18 protein-coding genes, 1 tRNA gene and 1 riboswitch are annotated in these 21,145 nt (G+C 45.8%); of the genes, 14 read left to right on the forward strand and 5 right to left on the reverse strand.

What is annotated here, in order from left to right; genetic code table 11:
• The first annotated feature begins 348 nt into the window (after positions 1 to 348).
• Positions 349 to 591, forward strand: coding sequence for a GIY-YIG nuclease family protein (locus tag NQ489_RS00490; protein ID WP_044962352.1), 243 nt, complete (start codon positions 349 to 351; stop codon positions 589 to 591).
• A 96-nt stretch (positions 592 to 687) separates the two neighbouring features.
• Here NQ489_RS00490 and NQ489_RS00495 read toward each other — a convergent pair whose 3' ends face one another.
• Both NQ489_RS00495 and NQ489_RS00500 read right to left on the reverse strand, forming a co-directional pair.
• Complete coding sequence (locus tag NQ489_RS00495) at positions 688 to 1,506, reverse strand: ATP-binding protein (protein WP_021652893.1); 819 nt, start codon at positions 1,504 to 1,506, stop codon at positions 688 to 690.
• Positions 1,503 to 1,829, reverse strand: coding sequence for a hypothetical protein (locus tag NQ489_RS00500; protein WP_156906943.1), 327 nt, complete (start codon positions 1,827 to 1,829; stop codon positions 1,503 to 1,505). The genes NQ489_RS00495 and NQ489_RS00500 overlap by 4 nt, the downstream gene beginning before the upstream one ends.
• Positions 1,830 to 2,020: 191 nt before the next feature.
• Here NQ489_RS00500 and NQ489_RS00505 point away from each other — a divergent pair, with 191 nt between their 5' ends.
• Complete coding sequence (locus NQ489_RS00505; protein WP_199579967.1) at positions 2,021 to 2,158, forward strand: hypothetical protein; 138 nt, start codon at positions 2,021 to 2,023, stop codon at positions 2,156 to 2,158.
• Positions 2,121 to 3,218, forward strand: a complete 1,098-nt coding sequence (locus NQ489_RS00510) for an RNA-guided endonuclease TnpB family protein (RefSeq protein ID WP_161206354.1) — start codon at positions 2,121 to 2,123, stop codon at positions 3,216 to 3,218. The genes NQ489_RS00505 and NQ489_RS00510 overlap by 38 nt, the downstream gene beginning before the upstream one ends.
• A gap of 350 nt (positions 3,219 to 3,568) precedes the next feature.
• Here NQ489_RS00510 and trhA read toward each other — a convergent pair whose 3' ends face one another.
• The gene (gene trhA, locus NQ489_RS00515; protein WP_021652575.1) at positions 3,569 to 4,234 is read right to left on the reverse strand and encodes a PAQR family membrane homeostasis protein TrhA; all 666 of its coding nucleotides are present in this window, start codon (positions 4,232 to 4,234) and stop codon (positions 3,569 to 3,571) included.
• A gap of 396 nt (positions 4,235 to 4,630) precedes the next feature.
• Between trhA and ppk1 the strand changes: the two genes are divergently transcribed.
• Together ppk1 and NQ489_RS00525 are read left to right on the forward strand one after the other, a co-directional pair.
• Positions 4,631 to 6,694, forward strand: coding sequence for a polyphosphate kinase 1 (gene ppk1, locus NQ489_RS00520; protein WP_044962158.1), 2,064 nt, complete (start codon positions 4,631 to 4,633; stop codon positions 6,692 to 6,694).
• A 113-nt stretch (positions 6,695 to 6,807) separates the two neighbouring features.
• Positions 6,808 to 7,356: a stage V sporulation T C-terminal domain-containing protein gene (locus tag NQ489_RS00525; RefSeq protein WP_044962160.1), complete on the forward strand. Its 549-nt coding sequence runs from the start codon at positions 6,808 to 6,810 to the stop codon at positions 7,354 to 7,356.
• 75 nt (positions 7,357 to 7,431) lie between these two features.
• Here the strand turns inward: NQ489_RS00525 and NQ489_RS00530 are convergent, their stop codons facing one another.
• Together NQ489_RS00530 and NQ489_RS00535 are read right to left on the reverse strand one after the other, a co-directional pair.
• Positions 7,432 to 7,995: a M15 family metallopeptidase gene (locus NQ489_RS00530; protein WP_021652578.1), complete on the reverse strand. Its 564-nt coding sequence runs from the start codon at positions 7,993 to 7,995 to the stop codon at positions 7,432 to 7,434.
• A 72-nt stretch (positions 7,996 to 8,067) separates the two neighbouring features.
• Complete coding sequence (locus NQ489_RS00535; protein ID WP_015526739.1) at positions 8,068 to 9,528, reverse strand: nicotinate phosphoribosyltransferase; 1,461 nt, start codon at positions 9,526 to 9,528, stop codon at positions 8,068 to 8,070.
• 274 nt (positions 9,529 to 9,802) lie between these two features.
• On the opposite strand from NQ489_RS00535, the gene NQ489_RS00540 reads away from it, so the two are divergent.
• The 9 genes from NQ489_RS00540 (at position 9,803) to NQ489_RS00580 (ending at position 21,132) form a co-directional block, all read left to right on the forward strand.
• Positions 9,803 to 9,874, forward strand: a tRNA-Gln gene (locus NQ489_RS00540).
• A 146-nt stretch (positions 9,875 to 10,020) separates the two neighbouring features.
• Positions 10,021 to 10,728 (forward strand): acyl-[acyl-carrier-protein] thioesterase, encoded by a 708-nt coding sequence (locus tag NQ489_RS00545; protein ID WP_021652581.1) that lies wholly within the window; start codon positions 10,021 to 10,023, stop codon positions 10,726 to 10,728.
• Positions 10,729 to 10,792: 64 nt separating this feature from the next.
• Positions 10,793 to 11,494 carry an L-ribulose-5-phosphate 4-epimerase gene (gene araD, locus NQ489_RS00550; RefSeq protein WP_015526737.1) on the forward strand — a complete coding sequence of 234 codons (702 nt, stop codon included), beginning with the start codon at positions 10,793 to 10,795 and terminating at the stop codon, positions 11,492 to 11,494.
• A gap of 204 nt (positions 11,495 to 11,698) precedes the next feature.
• Complete coding sequence (locus NQ489_RS00555) at positions 11,699 to 11,941, forward strand: helix-turn-helix domain-containing protein (RefSeq protein WP_015526736.1); 243 nt, start codon at positions 11,699 to 11,701, stop codon at positions 11,939 to 11,941.
• Positions 11,942 to 12,134: 193 nt separating this feature from the next.
• A riboswitch (Lysine riboswitch) is annotated at positions 12,135 to 12,305 on the forward strand.
• A 185-nt stretch (positions 12,306 to 12,490) separates the two neighbouring features.
• On the forward strand, positions 12,491 to 14,077 hold the full coding sequence (locus NQ489_RS00560; protein ID WP_227945657.1) for a Na+/H+ antiporter NhaC family protein: 1,587 nt from the start codon (positions 12,491 to 12,493) through the stop codon (positions 14,075 to 14,077).
• 178 nt (positions 14,078 to 14,255) lie between these two features.
• Positions 14,256 to 15,098 carry a CvfB family protein gene (locus NQ489_RS00565; protein WP_021652585.1) on the forward strand — a complete coding sequence of 281 codons (843 nt, stop codon included), beginning with the start codon at positions 14,256 to 14,258 and terminating at the stop codon, positions 15,096 to 15,098.
• 105 nt (positions 15,099 to 15,203) lie between these two features.
• Positions 15,204 to 18,671, forward strand: coding sequence for a DNA polymerase III subunit alpha (locus NQ489_RS00570; RefSeq protein WP_021652587.1), 3,468 nt, complete (start codon positions 15,204 to 15,206; stop codon positions 18,669 to 18,671).
• A 68-nt stretch (positions 18,672 to 18,739) separates the two neighbouring features.
• Positions 18,740 to 19,729, forward strand: coding sequence for a 6-phosphofructokinase (gene pfkA, locus NQ489_RS00575; protein WP_015526732.1), 990 nt, complete (start codon positions 18,740 to 18,742; stop codon positions 19,727 to 19,729).
• 8 nt (positions 19,730 to 19,737) lie between these two features.
• Positions 19,738 to 21,132, forward strand: a complete 1,395-nt coding sequence (locus tag NQ489_RS00580) for a TrkH family potassium uptake protein (RefSeq protein ID WP_021652589.1) — start codon at positions 19,738 to 19,740, stop codon at positions 21,130 to 21,132.
• Positions 21,133 to 21,145 lie beyond the last annotated feature (13 nt).

Genomic DNA, 21,145 nt, shown 5'->3' on the forward strand with positions numbered 1-21,145 from the left:
AAATAAGAAATGACCGTATAATAAAGCAGGTGGGAAAATCCGCAGCCGGAATCCCGACCTGCTTTTATTTTTTTGATGTAAGTGAAATACATGAATTGTGCCGGCTGCTTGAGTATAGAAGGATGGCTGCTGGAGAAATGTTGGTGGCTGTCTTTACATAGAAAGAATGCGGTCGACTGGATGTTTGTTTTACAGGAGAGGAAATATCACGGAAGACAGATCACACTGTCCAGAAAAGTGTTCAGATATTTGTTTTACAGGAAGGCAAATATCAGGGTTGATGTTACTGAAGATGTACTGGCATTTGGCATTGTATTGCATAAATTTTTTACAGAAGAGGAGACTGCTATGAACTATACATACATCGTACAGTGTGCGGACGGCACGTTCTACACCGGCTGGACAAACTGCCTTGCCAGGCGGATGAAAGCCCATAATGAAGGCAAAGCAGGCGCCAAATATACCCGGGCCAAAAGGCCGGTGAAGCTGGTGTATTACGAAGGCTTTGCCACAAAGGAGGAGGCCATGAGCCGGGAGTACCGGATTAAGCAGCTGACCAGGGAGAAGAAGCTGGAGTTGATGAGGTTTTGAATTTTGATAAACATTTTGATATTTCAAAAGGCTTCAAATGTGTGGAGCATTATGCAGCGGAACTGAAAGATAAGGATATGTATGTTCTGCTGAATCTTATTGGTATCTCAGCATAACAACTGAATCAAAGGTATCTCCATTGTCGATCCACTGACAGCTACCATCATTTTTTGCACAGATATCTTCAATTATGGACAGACCGAATCCATGGTTGGGGATATCTTTTTTTGATGTTTTGTGGTTGAATGGTTGTGCCGGATCTTTGCTGTTTTGCATGTGGACAGTAAGAAAACCGGCGGACATTTTTGATGTTACAGAGATAAACGGTGCTTCAGAACCGGAAGCGTTGCAGCTTTCTATTCCATTATCCAGCAGGTTGAAAAATATACTGCTCAGTTCCGAAGAGGGAATATTGGATTTCTCCGGAAGAAGAACCTCGTAGGTAACTTTGATATTTTTCTGCATGGCAAGAAATCTTTTGTCCGCAAGGAGGGCGTTGATTAGGCTGTCCTGACAGATGGGGTGGAAACGTTCCCTCTGAAAATCATCAGTGATGGTGGAAATGTAGTCCTGGATTTTATCGTATTCGTTTATTTTCAGGTAATTCTGAAGTGCCTCAAGTTTCCGAACGGTAGCCTGCTGAAATGCAAGAGTCTCCTGTTTTCTGGAAACAAACAGCTGCTCCTGTTCTTTCTGTAACTGTTCCTGCTTCTGAAGAGCCTGAAACTTTTCTTCTTCCTGAGCGTTTTTGAGCGATCGTCTGGCAAGACGGTAGATCCTGCGGTAAGTGAGGACCAGAAAAAAGAGAAGCATTATCTGGCAGAACACAGCATATTCCTGTAGCAAAGCTTCCAGGAAAAGAGATGCCTGAACACAGAAAAGTTCTATAAAAAGAATAATAAAGCCTCGTTTCATAAAGTCCTCTTTTCCGGCGGAAGTTCTGAAAGAATTGTTTCCAGATATACATCTGCCTCATGATATTTTTGGGTGCGGATCAGATAATTCAGTGAAAAGAGATGGTTTTCCATATCGTGCTTCCATTTTCGCACAGATTGATATTCTTGTTCCATTTCGGTTGTATATTCCAGCTGTTTCTGAAGAAAACTCATCTGCTGAACCAACAGTTCGTGTCTTTTTTCTCTGAGAGAAATGTTGTGAAAAGCCCTGGCTATGATCAGACAGCAGAGAAGATTGAGAAACCAGTACAATACGATCAGCCATTTTAACAAATGTAGCAAGAATTCTCCCACCTCTTCAGGTGGTGAGATGAATTGCACATCTGAGCATATCTGCTCAAAAAAATCTCTATAGTATAAAAGAAACACTTGTTCTCTCTTCCCTGATGTAGTATACTGAAAAGAACAATTAGTTCATAAATACATATCCGTCGATATAAGAAAAAGGATGATAAATATAATGGAGTTAGACCATGAAAGATGCATTCTGGGGTCAGATCTTCGGTCTGCTCAGTGCAGGCGGAGCAACGATTGAAACGATACGGCAGTATATAGAAAGCCAGGGTGAGAAGAATGAACCGCGCCGTAAAAATAAGGATCTATCCAAATAAAGAGCAGAGAGTTCAGATAGAGCAAACAATCGGCTGCAGCCGCTTTATCTATAACCAGATGCTTGCAGATAAGATCAGCTATTACCAGAAAGAAAAAAAGATGCTCCGGAACACACCGGCCGGATATAAAAAGGAATATCCATGGCTGAAGGAGGTGGATTCCCTTGCCCTGGCGAATGCGCAGCTGCATCTGGAAAGTGCGTTCCGGAAGTTTTTTCGGGAACCAGCCTGCGGATTTCCACGTTATAAATCAAAGAAGCATGCAAGAAATTCATATACGACCAATGCACTAAACGGAAATATCCTTTTGCAGGATACCCATCTGAAGCTTCCAAAGATGTCCGTCATAAGGATAAAACTTCACCGTCAGATTCCATCAGACTGGAAACTGAAGTCTGTAACTGTGAGCCGTGAGCCATCCGGGAAATATTTTGCCAGCCTTTTGTTCTGCTGTGAGAACCAAACAGTGGAAAAAAGACCGGCAGAGAGATTTCTTGGGATCGATTTTGCCATGCAGGGAATGTGTGTATTTTCTACAGGAGAAAGAGCCGGGTACCCTATGTTTTACAGAAAAGCAGAGAAAAAACTTGCAAGAGAACAGAGAAAGCTCTCTCACTGTGAAAAAGAAAGCCGGAACTATCAGAAACAGAAAAAAAGGGTAGCTTTATGTCATGAAAAGATAAAGAATCAGAGAAAAGATTTCCAGCATAAGCTCAGTAGGGAGCTTGCGGAAAGATATGATGCAGTATGTGTGGAAGATCTGAATCTGAAGGGAATGTCCGGAGGGCTGCACCTTGGGAAAGGTGTGCAGGATAACGGGTACGGGCAGTTTCTGTTCATGCTGGGATACAAGCTGGAAGAATGTGGAAAACATCTTATAAAAGTAGACCGTTATTTTGCATCCAGCAAGATCTGCAGTGTATGCGGACATAAGAAAAAGGAACTGGCATTGTCGGATAGAATGTATGTTTGTGAATGTGGAAATAGGATGGACCGGGATGTGAATGCAGCAGTCAACATCCGTGAAGAAGGAAAAAGAATCTATAAAGAATGTGCCTGACGGCACAAGAAAAAAATCCGTAACCGGATAAACATAAAAAACAAAACCGCGGGACACGCGGGGATAGCCTGTTTTAGCTTTGCCCTAAAGGGTAATCGAACAGGAAGCCCCCACTTCAAAATCGTAAGATTTAAGTGGTGGGAGCATGTCACCTGCAGTGGTCTTTCCACACTGACCATAGGCTGAGATCATCGGGATCACAGGTTGGATCAGGCATAATAAGAAGCCCCGGAACACGAGGCTGCTTCAGAGAAGTTATAACTTCGACTTCCTGAGGTCTGTCCGTGTTCCGGGGCTTTAAGTTTTGCAGATATTCGAGGAGGCTTTTATCCATCTGACTACAGAGTAACTCAGTGGATTGCCATACCGGCTACGAAGAAATACATTACAACAAAATGGCACACACTTCCCAGCATCACAAAAACATGAAATACTTCGTGGGAACCGAAATTCTTATGCTTCGCATTGAAGATCGGAAGCTTCAGAGCATAGATCACACCGCCGATGGTATAGATGATACCGCCGGCAAGGAGCCATCCGAAGCCTGCGCGGGGCAGATTGTGGAAAATCGGAACAAAAGCAAGTACACACAGCCAGCCCATTCCAATGTAGATCACAGAGGAAAGCCATTTCGGGCAGTTGATCCAGCAGCCCTTGAGGATCATTCCGATGATGGCAACAGTCCATACGAGGGCACAGAGGATATAGCCGATGCGTCCGTGGAGAACGATCAGGCATACAGGAGTGTAGCTGCCGGCAATCATCACAAAGATCATCATGTGATCCATTTTTTTCAGACGGCGGTTCACCTTGGCTGTAGAGTTTACGGAATGGTAAAGTGTGCTTGCCAGGTAAAGAAGGATCATGGTAAGGATAAAAACACTTACTGCAAAAACATGGAGAACGTCTGCGCTTCTGGCCGCCTTCACGATCAGCGGAGTGGCTCCGGCCACGGCAAGAAGCATGCCGATTCCGTGGGTTATGGCACTTCCCGGATCTTTTAATTTAAATTTCATATAAAAACACCTCCTGCAAAAAAACTGCTGTTTATATCATATGGACAACTTCATGATCAGTTCATCAATGATGGATCATAGTGACGTTTCACGATATAGCAATGTAGAAATTGATAAAATAACATGTAGTATTCAAAACTACATATCAAGTATATGAATACTATACCACTATTATTCAAAAATGCAACCCCTAATTTCAAAAAAAATTTTATCAGGATTTTACAAAGTCTTGTTATGGAATAAACATTCGATCAGTATACTTGTATGCAAACCGTGAAGAGAGAGCATTCATGAACCTGCATTCAGGCAAATCTGGATGCCTGCTTGATATGATACGGATAAATACAGACAAAGTCGGCCGAAAAAGAAAAATACATGGCGACGCAGGAGGAAAAAATGGCAGATACAATATACATGAACAGGGAATTATCCTGGCTGAAGTTTAATGAAAGGGTACTTGAGGAGGCTGAGAATCCGGAAAATCCGCTGTGTGAACGCCTCACATTTGCGTCTATCTATCAGAGCAACCTGGATGAATTTTACATGGTACGTGTGGGATCTCTGGTGGATCAGATGCTTCTGGCAAAGGATATCCGTGAAAATAAAACCAATATGACGCCGGAGGAACAGCTGGACGCGATCCTTGCCAGAACAAAAAAGCTGAACCGGAAAAGAGATGTTGTTTATGAAGAGATCATGGAAAATCTGGAACAATACGGCGTACATATGCTGAATTTCCATAAGATCGAAAAAGAGGACCGCAATTATCTGGAACGCTATTTTGAAGCAGAGGTGGCTCCGGTTATTTCTCCATCTATCGTCGGAAAAAGACAGCCGTTTCCATTTCTCCGGAATAAGGAGATCTATGCGGTAGTAGTTCTGGAAACAAAAAAAGGAAAAGAAAAGCTGGGTATCATTCCGTGCAGCAGTACAGGTATCCTGCGACTGATCCCGGTTCCGGGAAAAACCGGCACCTACATGCTGTCTGAAGAACTGATCCTTCACTTTGTTTCAAAAATCTTCAAGGGCTACCACATCAAGGCAAAGTCCCTGCTTCGTATTACCAGAAATGCGGATATTGACGCAGATGCTCTTTATGATGAAGATCTGGATTACCGTGAGTTTATGGTAGAACTGATCAAGGCAAGAAAGAAACTGGCACCGATCCGCCTGGAGCTGTCAAGAGAAATGGACGGAGATGTTGTTGAAACACTTTGCGAGTATCTGGAAGTGGACAAGAATTATGTGTTCCGGGGAGATATACCGCTGGATCTTTCTTTTGTATTCCAGATCCAGGACGGCCTGAGAAAAAGAACAGAGCTTTTTTATGAAAAAAGAATTCCTCAGAAATCTCCTCTGTTTAACAGCCACGAACCGATCCTTGACCAGATCGCGAAAAAGGACCGTTTTCTTTCCTACCCATATGAAAGCATCAAGCCGTTTCTTACAATGCTCCATGAGGCTGCCAATGATGAGGATGTAGTTTCCATTAAGATGACACTTTACCGTGTGGCAAAACAGAGTAAGGTTGTGGAAGCTCTGATCGAAGCAGCAGAAAACGGAAAGGAAGTTTTCGTTCTGGTGGAGCTGAAGGCACGTTTTGATGAGGAGAACAATATCGGATGGTCCCGACTTCTGGAGGATGCAGGCTGTCATGTGATCTACGGTCTGGACGGCTATAAGGTACACTCCAAGCTTTGCCAGATCATGAAGAAAAAAGACGGAAATGTGGAATATTATACACAGATCGGAACAGGAAACTACAATGAAAAAACAGCCCGTCTGTATACAGACCTTTCTCTTATGACTGCGGATCCGAAGATCGGAACGGAAGCGGCCAGAGTGTTCCAGGCACTGGCAATGGGAGAAACTGTTGAAGATATGGAGCATCTTCTTGTGGCACCAAGATGTCTTCAGAACAAAGTGCTTGCCATGATCGATGAGGAGATCGAGCATGCGAAGGCCGGAGAACAGGCATATATCGGTCTGAAAATGAATTCTCTGACAGATAAACGTATTATGAGCAAGCTTGTAGAAGCATCCTGTGCAGGAGTACACATTGATATGGTGATCCGTGGTATCTGCTGTCTGATCCCGGGAGTGAAAGGACAGACAGAAAATATCCACATTATCAGTATTGTAGGACGTTTTCTGGAGCATTCCCGTATTTATATTTTCGGAACACAGGAGAGAGCAAGGATCTATATTTCCTCTGCAGACTTTATGACAAGAAATACTCTTCGTCGTGTAGAAGTTGCGGCGCCTATCGAGGATCCGGATATCCGTATGCAGATCCAGGAAATGTTTGTGACAATGCTCAGTGATAATCGAAAAGCAAGGATCATGAACAATAAGGGAAATTATAAGATCGAACCATCCGATAATGCTCCGCTTAACTCTCAGGAAGTATTTCTGCAGCAGGCATACGACAATGCTGCTCCTGCAGCGACAGATAAATAAGAGATTTTTATGCATATTTCTCCCAGTTTTTCGCATAATAACCATATGAAAAACAAATAGTTAACATAACATTGACGTACAATGAACAGAAAATACAGGAGGAATTCAGGAAGATGAAAGCAACGGGAATTGTTCGCAGGATCGATGATCTGGGCAGGGTTGTGATTCCAAAAGAGATACGAAAGACACTGCGGATCAAGGAAGGAACGCCACTGGAGATTTTTACAGACAGGGAAGGACAGATCATCCTGAAAAAATATTCGCCCATTGGAGAGCTGAATACGTTTGCTGCGGAATATGCAGAAGCGCTGGTACAGACCACCGGACTGACTGCCTGTATTACAGATCGTGATCAGGTCGTGGCGGCATGCGGCAGCGGAAGCCGGGAACTGGAAGGAAAAGAGATCAGTTCTGATCTGGATGCAGTCATTGCCGGCAGGAAAGGCAGAATGGTCAGTCAGGACAGCAGGGAAAATATATCAGTCATTTCCGACGCTATGGATTCATTTTGCCAGAAAATGATACAGCCGATCCTGTGTGCGAGTGACGCCATTGGAGCAGTGATTCTTTTGACTAAAAGTGAAAAAACAGCACTGGGAGACACAGAACGTGCCCTTGTCCGCACAGCAGCCGGTTTTCTTGGCAGACAGATGGAGCAGTAAAAGTGCATCAGATGTACAGAAAAATGTGTGCAGATCAAGATATAAACATCAGATGTAGATGCCAGGAGCTGCAGATCAGGGAGGGTGCGGACACCGGGAAGGAAAGCAGTAGTATTCTTCCAGAGTCAGATTTGTGATAGTGAGCCAGGAAGCCAGAGGTTTGGTCACATAGCGGATGTGCCATGGCTCGTAAGGGATGCCGGTGATCTCCTCTTTGCTTTTGGGATACCGGAGGATAAAACCATAGAGCGGAGCGTTCTTTTTCAGCCAGCGGCCTTCTCCTGTTGCGGAAAACCTTTCGGAGAGCTCCATATGGATGGAAGGGCAGGATACATCCAGAGCAAGTCCGCTCTGGTGCTCACTTGTTCCTGGCTCTGTAACGAAAGGACTTCCTGTAAAAAGCTCCTTCTGTCGCTGGTAGGAACGATATCCGGAAACTGCCCACAGGTTCAGACCGCATCTGTGACAGGCATGGAAAAGCTGGGAAGCGGCTTTTGCAGCCTGATACTCCAGAAGCCGCTTCGGATCTCCCGGTGCTGCTTCAAATGGAAGTCCGATATCGATAAGATGTTCCGGCACAAAGGCTTCCGGCAGAGGATGCTCCCTGCTGATCAGCCGGGTATAAAATTCTCTGTGCAATAAAAACCCTCCTTTCCTTATCCATAAGCTTATGATAAGAAAGGAGGGTTTATGAATGCTTATTTCTGTTTATCAGAGCTCTTTTTCACTCATTTCTTCCAGGAGAGCCTTCTTCATGTCATAGAGTGACTGGGAGAGATCTACATAAACCTTCTGCGGATTAACGAAACGTCTGGATTCATCCCACAGTGTGTTCTGCTCCTGTTTGCAGTAGTCGCGGAGTTCCATGACAGATGGAGACTTGTAAACGCTCTTACCATCTTTAATTACCGGAACAAGGAGCTCACGGAGTTCGTAGGTTCCGCCAAGAACCTTGGTCTTTTTCCAGGTGTCAACCGGGTCGAAGATCACCATAGTTTCTTCCGGATCGAATTTCTCATCTGCAAGGCAGATCAGATCGGCCTTGATCTTGCCGGTCTTCTTGCTGTAGATACGGTATACAGTCTTGTTGCCCGGGTTGGTAACCTTTTCTGTGTTTTCGGAAAGCTTGATCTTCGGCTGGAAGGCATCGCTGTCAGCGTCCTTTACAGCGGCAAGCTTGTATACGCCGCCGAATGCCGGATTGTTATCGGCTGTGATCAGCTTGGTTCCGACGCCCCAGGAATTGATCTTGGCATCCTGGGCCTTCAGGCTTTCGATAAGATATTCATCAAGATCGCTGGATGCGGAAATGGTAGCATCATCGAAACCGGCAGCAGCCAGCATCTTGTAAGCTTTTTTGGAAAGATATGCAAGATCACCGCTGTCGATACGGATTCCATAGTTCTTCAGCTGGATACCTTCCTCACGCATCTCCTCAAATACACGGATCGCATTGGGAACACCGGATTTCAGGACATCGTAGGTGTCAACCAGAAGAGTACAGGAATTCGGGTAAAGTCTCGCATAGGTCTTAAAGGCTGTGTACTCATCCGGGAAACTCATGATCCAGGAATGAGCATGTGTTCCGAGAACCGGAACGTTAAACATCTGGCCGGTCAGTACGTTGGAAGTACCGGCACATCCGCCGATCACTGCAGCTCTGGCACCGAAGATTCCGGCGTCCGGACCCTGGGCACGGCGAAGACCGAATTCCATGATGGGATCGCCCTTGGCTGCGTGGCATACACGTGCTGCCTTAGTGGCAATAAGACTCTGATGGTTCATAATGTTCAGGATGGCCGTCTCTACAAGCTGAGCTTCCATGATCGGTGCGATAACCTTGACCATTGGCTCTCTCGGGAAGATCACGGTTCCCTCCGGAATTGCGTAGATATCACCGGTGAATCTGAAGTTGCTCAAATACTCAAGGAAGTCATCCTCAAAGATGCCAAGACTTCTCAGATAGGTAATGTCTTCTTCTGAGAAACGGAGATTTTCGATGTATTCGATCATCTGCTCCAGTCCTGCACAGATGGCAAAACCGCCATCGCACGGATTGTTGCGGTAGAACATGTCAAAGACAACGGTCTGGTTGGTAGGGTTTTTGAAATATCCCTGCATCATGGTAAGCTCATAGAGGTCCGTGAGCAGAGTAAGGTTATTTGCTCGCATAGCGTTCTCCTTTGGATGCCTCCGGATATTGTGACCGGAGGGAAATACACGGTTGTTTCCGTTCTTTTTATTATACGGCTTATTATAACACAAAGGAGTGGATTGTAAATTTTTTTTTACTGCGTCAACCCGCATATAATAAGGAGTTTTAACAGCAGTTTAAGAAATTTTGAAAAAAATAAAAAAAATTAAAAAAAGGGGTTGCAATTTCAAAAAAGCTGTTATATAATAACATCCGTCGCAAGCGATAAGGCAAGCGAAAAACAAAACACATAGGGCTATCGCCAAACGGTAAGGCAACGGACTCTGACTCCGTCAGTTCAAGGTTCGAATCCTTGTAGCCCTGCTTCTTAAGTACCTCAGTTACGAGGTACTTTTTTTGTACTCAAAAATAAGAAGATATTCGCAATCCGCTGCGCCCCAAAAAAAACAAGTGCGTTTCTTCCTGCCAAGTGTTACAATAAAGTATAGACAGTATGACAGGAGGCATGAATGAGTTACAGTTTTGAGAGTCGAGTAAGATTCAGTGAGATCGGAGAAGATGGATGTCTGACGCTGCCGGGAGTTTTGGATTATTTTCAGGATTGCTGTACCTTTGAATCCGAGCAGACAGGAGTCGGCATGGAAGTATTAAAGGAACAGAAAAGAGCCTGGGTACTTTCTGCATGGCAGGTGATCGTGAAGCGATATCCGAAGCTTGGTGAAAATATAAAAGTAACAACAATTCCTTATGGATTCCGTGGATTTATCGGAATGCGTAATTTTATTCTTGAGACAATGGATGGTGAGAAGCTGGCATGGGCCAATTCCTACTGGTCCTTTATCAATACAGAAACCGGTCTTCCGGAAAAGCTAACACCGGCAGATACAGATCCCTATGATCTGGGCGAAAAAATAGAGATGGATTATGCACCAAGAAAGATCGCGCTTCCGAAGGAACGGGAAGTGCAGAATGCTTTTTCCGTACAGAAGCATCATCTGGACACCAATCATCATGTGAACAACTGTCAGTATATCCGGATGGCAGCGGATCATCTGCCTGAGGATTTTAAAGTTGGTCAGCTTCGTGCTGAATATAAACGTCAGGCAGTACTGGATAATGTTATCATTCCGGAAGTATATATGACAGAAAATAAAGAAGCTGTAGTTCTCAACGCGGAGGATAAAGAACCTTACGCAGTAGTTGAGTTTACAAAATAAATATAGGCGGTAGAGATTAGTACATCGTTTTTGAAACAACTATACCGTAAAAGGAGGGCGCGCTATGCTTGAAAAATTAAAAGAAGAAGTTTACAGAGCAAATATGGATCTGCCAAAATATGGTCTTGTTACCTTTACATGGGGAAATGTCAGCGGGATCGACAGGGAGCAGGGACTTTTTGTGATCAAGCCAAGTGGTGTGGATTATGACAAGCTGACACCGGAAGACATGGTAGTGGTAGATCTTGACGGAAATAAAGTAGAAGGAAGATACAATCCATCCTCTGATACACCGACACATGCAGTTCTTTACAGAGCGTTTCCGAATATCGGCGGCATCGTACATACCCACTCATCCTGGGCAACAAGCTGGGCGCAGGCAGGCAGATCGATCCCGTGTTATGGAACCACACATGCAGATTACATTTACGGAGAAGTACCATGTGTACGTAATCTGACCAAAAGAGAGATCGAAGAGGCATATGAGAAGAACACGGGAGTTCTTATTGCTGATTATTTCAAAAACAAAGATTATGAAGCAGTACCGGCTGTGCTGTGTAAGAACCACGGACCTTTTACCTGGGGTAAGGATGCTCATGAGGCAGTTCATAACGCAGTTGTTCTTGAGGAGGTTGCCAAGATGGCATCTCGCTGCGAGCTGATCAATCCGGATGTAAAACCGGCACCGCAGGAGCTTCAGGATAAGCATTACTACAGAAAACATGGTGCAAATGCATATTATGGTCAGGTAGGACAGGAAGACTGATCAGAAGAAAAAACAGTTTAACCCGATGGTGGATCGTCAATATCCGCTTGAGTGGAAATGCCGCGGAACAGTACCGCGGCATTTTTTGTCGAAAAATGCAGAAAATGTCAGATTTGCTGACCTTTAACACAGGTGCCGCCGAAATATATGCTAATGTCAAGAAAAATGCAGAACATTAACACATTTATTAAAATAGGTGGCAGGATGAAAATATACACTTATCAGGGAAAAAAGAACGTTTCCGGAGAAAAAATACGCCAGATGAGGAATATGAAACGGATGTCGCAATCTGCGCTGGCAGCAAAAATGCAGGTGGAAGGAGTGATGCTGGAGCGTGACAGTATCAGCCGGATCGAAGGAGGAGAACGTTTTGTGGCAGATTATGAACTGCGGGTGTTTGCAAAGGTGCTGGGAGTGGATGTGAAGTGGCTGCTGAATGAGCAGTAAATAAGGCAATATGGGATTACAGTTCGCTGGTAATATTCCGCGAAGCGTGTTACTGAAAACGGAGTGAAAAGTAACAATATTGGTCTGAATGGCAGGAATCTGTGTAAACTACTTGATATTTATGTCGGAAACTGCTACAGTATAAAGAAAAAAAGATGGCCGGGAAGTCCTGCGGAGGACAAACGGTCACGGATAAGAAGATAGAGGCGCGGATTTTATCAGTATTTATGGACGGAAGGCCCTGGCAGGCTGTTCATAAAGAAAGGAAAATCTGCCGAAGTGCTCTGGAAGGCCAGATGACAGGGTGCTGGGATAACGCAGAATATGCGTTGTACTGTCACGGATGTGGAGCGCTATCGGTAGCACTTCGGGAGATCTGCATTTAATATGCTGAATGGAGATTTTCTGACAGGCTATTAGTTAAATAAGGATTATTTAACCGGAGGTGTTCTTAAGAAGAGACAGCCTCCGTTTTTTTGTCCCCGAAAAGGGAGGAGAAAAATGAGTAAAAAAGCAGGAACAGCATTGTCTGTTATGGCAATGGTATTCATGGGCGCACTGGCAAGTCCCCTGACTGTGCTGGCTGCGGATGCGGAGGAGACTTACCAGCCTGCTCTGTATGCAACGATCTGGGCACTGCTTCCACCTCTTGTTGCGATCGTCCTTGCACTGATCACAAAAGAAGTATACAGTTCTCTGTTTGTGGGAATTGTAGTAGGAGCACTGATCTATTCCGGATTTAAATTTGAAGGAACGGTAACACAGATTTTTGAGGGAGGAATCATCAAGGTTCTTGCTGACAGCTATAACGTAGGTATCCTGATCTTCCTGGTTATCCTGGGATCTGTGGTATGTATGATGAACAAGGCCGGCGGCTCCGCCGCATTCGGACGATGGGCCAGCAAAAAGATCCACACGCGTGTGGGCGCGGAACTTGCAGCGATCATCCTTGGAATCCTGATCTTCATTGACGATTATTTTAACTGCCTGACAGTAGGAAGCGTTATGCGTCCGGTAACTGACAGACATCACGTATCCAGAGCGAAATTTGCATACCTGATCGATGCAACAGCTGCTCCGGTATGTATCATCGCACCGATCTCATCCTGGGCTGCTGCAGTCAGCGGATTCGTAGAGGGACAGGATGGACTTGCGATTTTTGTAAGAACCATCCCGTATAACTTTTACGCGATCCTTACTATTGTAATGATGGTTGGCATGGTACTGATGAAAACCGAGTTTGGTGCCATGAGAACACATGAGATCAATGCTCTGAACGGAGATCTTTATACAACATCTGCAAGACCGTATGAGAATGCAACGGATGATGAGACACCGAATCCGAGAGGAAAGGTGATCGATCTTGTGATCCCGATCGTTGTGCTTGTTATCTGCTGTGTCATCAGTATGATCTACACAGGAGGATTTTTCAGCGGAACAGATTTTGTTACCGCATTTTCACAGAGTGATGCCTCTACAGGCCTTGCAATGGGAAGTGCTTTTGGTCTGGTGTTTGCCATTATTTTCTATATGATCCGCCGTGTGGTCAATTTCAGAGACTGTATGGGATGCATCCCGGAAGGATTCAAGGCTATGGTACCGGCGATCATGATCCTGACCTTTGCATGGACACTGAAGGCTATGACAGACTCACTTGGTGCAGCGGTATTCGTAGAAGAAGCCATGCGTTCTGTTGCCGGTGGTATTGAAGTTATCCTTCCGGCCATTATTTTCCTGGTTGGATGTGGACTTGCATTTGCTACAGGTACTTCCTGGGGAACCTTTGGTATCCTGATCCCGATCGTTGTTGCGGTATTTGAGAAATCCAGTCCTGAGATGATGATCATTTCCATGTCCGCCTGCATGGCAGGTGCAGTTTGCGGAGACCACTGCTCACCGATCTCCGATACAACGATCATGGCTTCCGCAGGAGCACAGTGTGATCATGTGACTCACGTTTCCACACAGCTTCCGTATGCGATCCTGGCTGCAGCAGTATCCTTTGTAACTTATATTGTTGCAGGCTTTGTAAAAACAGCATGGATCGCTCTTCCGGTGGGAATCGTGCTGATGCTGATCGTACTTTTTGTCATTAAAATGATGAACCCGATGCCGGTTGAGAAACCAACAGAATAACAGACTGACCCAATGTGGGGGCAGATTCCCCCATGAATGTCAAATAAAAGGCAGTGACGGAAAGAAATTTCCGAAGCTGCCTTTTTTGTGCTTTCTATAATAATTCTCTTATGTTATAATGCAGGACAGACAGCAAATAGTAAATGATCATATATAGTTTTAAGGAACAGGAGTAAGAATGATAGAATTAGGTAAAAAACAGAAATTACTGGTTGTAAAAACCGTGGATTTCGGAATATATCTTGGAGAGGACCGAAACGCACCTCAGAATGAGCGGGTGCTTCTTCCGTCCAAACAGGTACCGGAAGGAACCAAAGCAGGTGATGAGATCGAAGTATTCATCTATAAGGATTCCCAGGACAGACTGATCGCAACTACCCGTGAGCCGATGCTTCAGGTAGGACAGACCGCAGTCCTTAAGGTAAAACAGGTCACCAGGATCGGTGCTTTTCTTGACTGGGGACTGGAGAAGGATCTTCTTCTTCCGTATCATGAGCAGACCAACCGGGTCCGTGAAGGCGAGGAGTGTCTGGTAGCGCTTTATGTAGATAAGAGCAGCAGACTCTGTGCAACCATGAAGGTGTATCATTATCTTTCCACCAGAACTCCTTATGTACCGGGAGATTCGGTAAAGGGGCGTGTCTATGAGATCAGTGGGAATTTCGGCGTTTTTGTTGCGGTAGATGATAAATATTCCGCTCTGATCCCGGCACGGGAGGCAACAGGCAAGTACAGACCGGGAGCTATTCTTGATCTTCGTGTCACAGAGGTGAAAGAGGATGGCAAGATGAACGTCAGTGACCGCCAGAAGGCTTACATCCAGATCAATGAGGATGCAGAGAGCGTATTCAGCGTGATCGAGGAATTTGCAGGGGTGCTGCCATTTGATGATCATGCCTCACCGGAAGTCATCAAGAGAGAGTTTGGCCTCAGTAAGAACGCATTCAAGCGTGCAGTCGGTCATCTGATGAAGGAAGGAAAAGTAGAGATCCGTGACAAGAGGATCTACATTAAAAAATAACAAGGTGTTGACCGGCTCCGGATCAGACACGCTCCGGCACGTTCAGAGAAAAGTGCAGAGCGGGGAGGATCTGGAGCCCTGTTTTTTACGATAAGGAGAATAAATTTGGAGTTTACACATTTACATGTCCATACAGAATACAGCCTTCTGGATGGCTCCAATAAGATCAAAGAATATGTAGCCAGAGTAAAAGAACTGGGTATGGACAGTGCGGCGATCACCGATCATGGCGTTATGTATGGTGTGATCGATTTTTACAGAGCTGCAAGAGAAGCCGGGATCAATCCGATCCTCGGATGTGAGGTTTATGTGGCTCCGGGCTCCCGTTTTGACAGAGAAGTGGGAAGTGGGGATGACCGTTATTATCATCTGGTCCTGCTGGCTGAGAATAATCAGGGATACAGCAACCTGATGAAAATTGTATCCAAGGCATTCGTGGAAGGGTTTTATTACAAGCCACGTGTGGATCTGGAGCTTCTGGAAAAATATCACGAGGGTATCATTGCCTTAAGTGCCTGCCTGGCGGGAGAGGTCGCCAGATATCTTGCACGTGGAATGTATGAGGATGCCAAGATCGCGGCATTACGTTACCAGGATATTTTCGGAAAAGGAAATTTCTTTCTGGAGCTTCAGGATCATGGGATCCCGGAGCAGCAGACTGTAAACCAGCAGCTTCTCCGTATGCACAGAGAGACGGGGATCGATCTGGTTGCCACCAATGATGTGCATTACACTATGGCAGAGGATGCGGAACCACATGATGTTCTTCTTTGTCTGCAGACTCAGAAAAAGCTCAGCGATGAGAACAGAATGCGCTATGAGGGCGGCCAGTATTATGTGAAATCACCGGAGGAGATGGCGCGGCTTTTCCCATATGCGCTGGAAGCGCTGGAAAACACGCACAGGATCGCGGAGAGATGTCATGTGGAGATTGAATTTGGTGTGACCAAGCTACCGAAATATGATGTGCCGGACGGACTTACCTCCTGGGAATATCTGAACAAGCTTTGCCATGAGGGACTTGAGCAGCGTTATCATCCGGTAACAGAGGAGCTGAAAAAGCGCCTGGATTATGAGCTGTCTACGATCAAAAACATGGGATATGTAGATTACTTTCTCATTGTATGGGATTTTATCAAATATGCCAGGGACAACGATATCATGGTCGGTCCGGGACGAGGCTCTGCCGCAGGAAGCCTGGTTGCCTATACACTTGGGATCACCCAGCTGGACCCGATCCGGTATGATCTGCTCTTTGAACGCTTCCTGAATCCGGAGCGAGTATCCATGCCGGATATCGATGTGGATTTCTGCTTCGAACGGAGACAGGAGGTTATTGATTATGTAAGAAGAAAATATGGTGATGACTGCGTGGTTCAGATCGTTACCTTCGGTACACTGGCAGCCCGCGGTGTCATCCGTGATGTAGGCCGTGTTCTGGATATGCCTTATGCCCAGGTGGACACCATCGCCAAGATGATCCCACAGGAGCTGAATATCACCATTGACAAGGCACTGGGAATGAATCCGGAGTTTCGCAAGGCTTACGAGGAACAGGACGATATCCATCGTCTGATCGATCTGGCAAAACGTCTGGAGGGGCTTCCGAGGCATACCTCCATGCATGCGGCAGGTGTTGTGATCAGCCAGAAGGATGTATCGGAATACGTACCCCTTTCCAGAGCACAGGATGGTTCCATTGTCACGCAGTTTACCATGACAACACTGGAAGAGCTGGGACTTCTGAAAATGGATTTCTTGGGTCTCCGTACCCTGACGGTTATCCAGAATGCTGTGAAAATGGTGGAAAAAAGTACCGGTATGCTCCTGGATATGCAAAAGATCGACTACAACGACAAAAAGGTACTGGATTCTCTCGGAACAGGACGTACTGACGGCGTGTTCCAGCTGGAGAGTGCCGGAATGAAAAGCTTCATGAAGGAGCTGAAGCCTCAGAGCCTTGAGGACGTGATCGCGGGAATTTCGCTTTACCGTCCGGGTCCCATGGATTTCATTCCGCAGTACATCCGCGGAAAAAACCGTCCGGATACCATCCGTTATGACTGTCCGCAGATGGAGCCGATTCTGAAGCCGACCTATGGCTGTATCGTATACCAGGAGCAGGTTATGCAGATCGTCCGTGAGCTTGCAGGCTACACCCTTGGACGAAGTGACCTGGTGCGCCGTGCCATGTCCAAGAAAAAAGCTTCTGTTATGGCAAAAGAACGTCAGAATTTCGTTTACGGAAACGTGGAAGAGGGAGTACCGGGATGTATCGCCAACGGTATTTCCGAGGAGATCGCAAACAAGATCTACGATGAGATGACAGATTTTGCAAAGTATGCCTTCAATAAGTCTCATGCTGCCGCTTATGCAGTGGTTTCCTACCAGACGGCATATCTCAAATATTACTATCCGGTAGAATTTATGGCTGCACTGATGACATCCGTTGTGGAAATGCCGAACAAGGTTGCCGAGTATATTTCTGTATGCCGCCAGATGGGGATCCGGATCCTTCCGCCGGATATCAATCATGGTGTTTATGGCTTTTCTGTTGACAATGGTTCCATTCGTTATGCACTTTCTGCCATCAAGAGTATCGGCCGTCCGGTAATCGAGGGGATTGTGCGGGAGCGTGAGGAGCACGGAGAATATACCTCCCTGAAAACATTTATTGAGCGAAATATCGACCAGATCAACAAGAGAGTTGTGGAAAATCTGATCAAGGCCGGAGCGCTGGATTGCCTGGAGGGAAACCGGAATCAGAAAATGACGGTTTATACGCAGATCATAGACAGTATCAACCAGGATAAGAAGCATACCATGGCGGGACAGCTGAGTCTTTTTGATATTGCGCCTGAAGAAGATAAAAAGGAATTTGAGATCCGTATGCCGCAGGCAGCAGAATATCCGAAGGAGACGATACTGACCTTTGAGAAGGAAGTTCTCGGCATCTATCTCAGCGGTCATCCGCTGGAGCGTTACCGGAATATGATGGAAAAAATGATCTCTGCAAAAACTTCTGATTTTCAGCCGGATGATGAAACAGGGATACCGGAGGTTTACGATAACCAGAAAGTGATCGTGGGTGGAATGATCACGGATAAAACCATAAAATATACAAAGAATAATAAGGTAATGGCGTTCCTTACAGTGGAAGATCTGGTAGGCACCGTGGAGGTTGTGGTATTTCCACGTGATTACGAAAAATGCCAGATGTTCCTGAATGAAGATGCCCGGCTCTTTATTCAGGGAAGAGTATCCGCAGAAGACGACAAAGCCAGCAAGCTGATCCTGGAAAAGGTCCGTCTTTTTGATGATATGCCAAGAGAACTGTGGCTCCAGTTTGAAAGCCGGGAAGAGTACGCAAAAGCCGAGACCGGTCTGGTAGACGATCTGATGGAATCCAGAGGAAACAGCACGGTGGTTATTTATCTCAAAGATGTCAAGGCAATGAAGAAACTTCCCCCTGCTTATCAGGTCCATATCGAGGATTCCTGGCTGGAGCGCATGTGTAAAAAATATGGAAGTTCCAATGTTAAAATTGTGGAGAGAGTATTGAAAAACTTATAAAAATGCTATAAACTATACCCGAATATGTGTATTACAATAGGTTGTTTCATAAGATGGAGGATAACAATATGGCAGAGAACAAAATCAAAACGATCGGCGTTTTGACCAGTGGCGGTGACGCACCTGGAATGAATGCTGCAATCCGTGCTGTTGTCAGAAGAGGATTAAGCAGCGGACTGAACGTAAAGGGAATCTATAAAGGATACAGCGGTCTCTTAAATGAAGAGATCAGAGATATGACAGCAAGGGACGTTTCCGATACGATTGAGCGAGGCGGAACAATTCTTTATACTGCCAGATGTGCAGAGATGAGAACAGAGGAAGGACAGCAGCAGGCTGCAGAGATCTGCAGAAAGCATGGGATCGACGGCCTTGTTGTTATCGGTGGAGACGGATCCTTCGCAGGTGCTCAGAAGCTTGCGAACCTTGGAATCAATACCATTGGCCTGCCGGGAACTATTGACCTTGATATCGCATGTACCGAGTACACCATCGGTTTCGATACTGCTGTAAATACAGCTATGGAAGCTATTGATAAGGTACGTGATACATCCACATCCCATGAGAGATGCAGTATCATCGAGGTTATGGGACGTAACGCCGGATACCTTGCAGTATGGTGCGGTATCGCAAACGGTGCTGAGGATATCCTGATCCCGGAGAAATATGATTACGACGAGCAGAAGCTTATTGACAATATCGTAGAGAGCCGTAAGAAAGGCAAGAAACACCATATCATCGTAAATGCTGAGGGTATCGGCCATTCAGAGGCTATGGCGAAGCGTATCGAGGCTGCAACAGGTATCGAGACACGTGCAACGATCCTTGGTCACATGCAGCGTGGTGGAAGCCCTACATGTAAGGACCGTGTATATGCGTCCATGATGGGTGCTCTTGCAGTAGATCTTCTTGTTGCCGGAAAACGCAGCCGTGTGGTTGGATACCGTCATGGTGAGTTTGTCGATTTCGACATCAATGAGGCTCTTGCAATGCAGAAGAATGTAGATTCCTACATGTGGGAGGTCTGCAATTCTCTTTCTCATAATTACAGAAAATAAAGATATTTATGAACTTAAAAAAAGTTTCAGACGGATTGCATAAACTGAATACGTCACAAATAATTGCCCTCGGCTTTGCGGGGGTGATTTTTGTAGGTGGACTTATTTTGTGGATGCCGTTCTGCAGTGCACCCGGGCAGGCTGTTACCTTCCCGGATGCTGTTTTTACAGCGGCGACCAGCGTATGTGTGACAGGACTTTCCACAGTTGTTATGGCAGTCCAGTGGAGCCCCATTGGAAAAGCGGTTATCCTGTGCCTGATACAGATCGGCGGGATCGGACTGATCGCACTGGCGAATATGATATTCATCAGCCTCCGGAGGAAAATTTCCCTGAAAAACCGGCGGATCATCAAGGAATCCTATAACCTGGATGAAATGGGTGGAGTCGTGGCTGTAGTCCGCAGTGTGGTGAAATGCGTGTTTCTTGCAGAAGGAATCGGTGCGGTCCTGTATGCGTTTTGCTTTGTACCGGAATTTGGAATAAAAAAAGGTCTGGTGCATGCCATATTTCTGGCGGTATCTGCATTCTGCAACGCTGGGATCGATCTTTTCGGGGAAACAAGCCTTTCGGTATATGTGAGCAATCCGCTGGTCAATATCACTACGATTGGCCTGATCATTGTGTCAGGTCTTGGATTTATCGTCTGGTGGGATCTGTGGGATAAATTCCGCAAGGTTCTGAGAAAAGAGCTCTCCCCATCCAGAGTTTTTCGTGTACTGCGGCTTCAGAGCAAGCTGGTCCTTACGATGACCGGGATCCTGGTATTTTCAGGAGCATTTCTGGTATTTATCTTTGAATCCGGAAACCCTTCCACGCTGAAGGGGGCACCACTGGGAACAAAGCTCATGGCATCCTTTTTCCAGTCAGTGACAACACGTACGGCGGGATTTTATACCATGGATCAGTCGCTTTTGTCCACACCTACCGTGATCATTTCCCTGCTGTGGATGTTTATCGGAGGATCACCCATGGGCACTGCCGGTGGTGTGAAGACTACTACCATTGCGGTTCTGATCCTTTCCATTGCAGCATATCTTCAGGGAAAAAAGGATGTAGAGGTATACGGCCGCAGGATCCGTGAGAGCTATCTCCGTTCTGCCATGGTTGTTGCAGGAACCAGTGTGCTGATCCTTTTTACCATGACGGTGCTTTTGTCCGCAGTAATGCCGGGAGTGGATCTGGCAGATGTTTTATATGAGATCACTTCTGCGGGGGCTACAGTAGGACTTTCCAGAGGACTGACACCTCAGCTGAATGTGGCAGGCAAGTGGATCGTGATCCTTACCATGTATCTGGGACGTATCGGACCGCTGACACTTGGAACAGCAGTTGTGATGCGTGTACGCAACAGGCCGGGAAGCACCACGCATCTCGGTGAAGAAGATATCATGATCGGTTAAACAGGAGAATAGA

This window comes from Blautia sp. KLE_1732_HM_1032 (genome assembly GCF_025147905.1).
In the GTDB taxonomy this organism is placed as follows: domain Bacteria; phylum Bacillota; class Clostridia; order Lachnospirales; family Lachnospiraceae; genus Blautia_A; species Blautia_A fusiformis.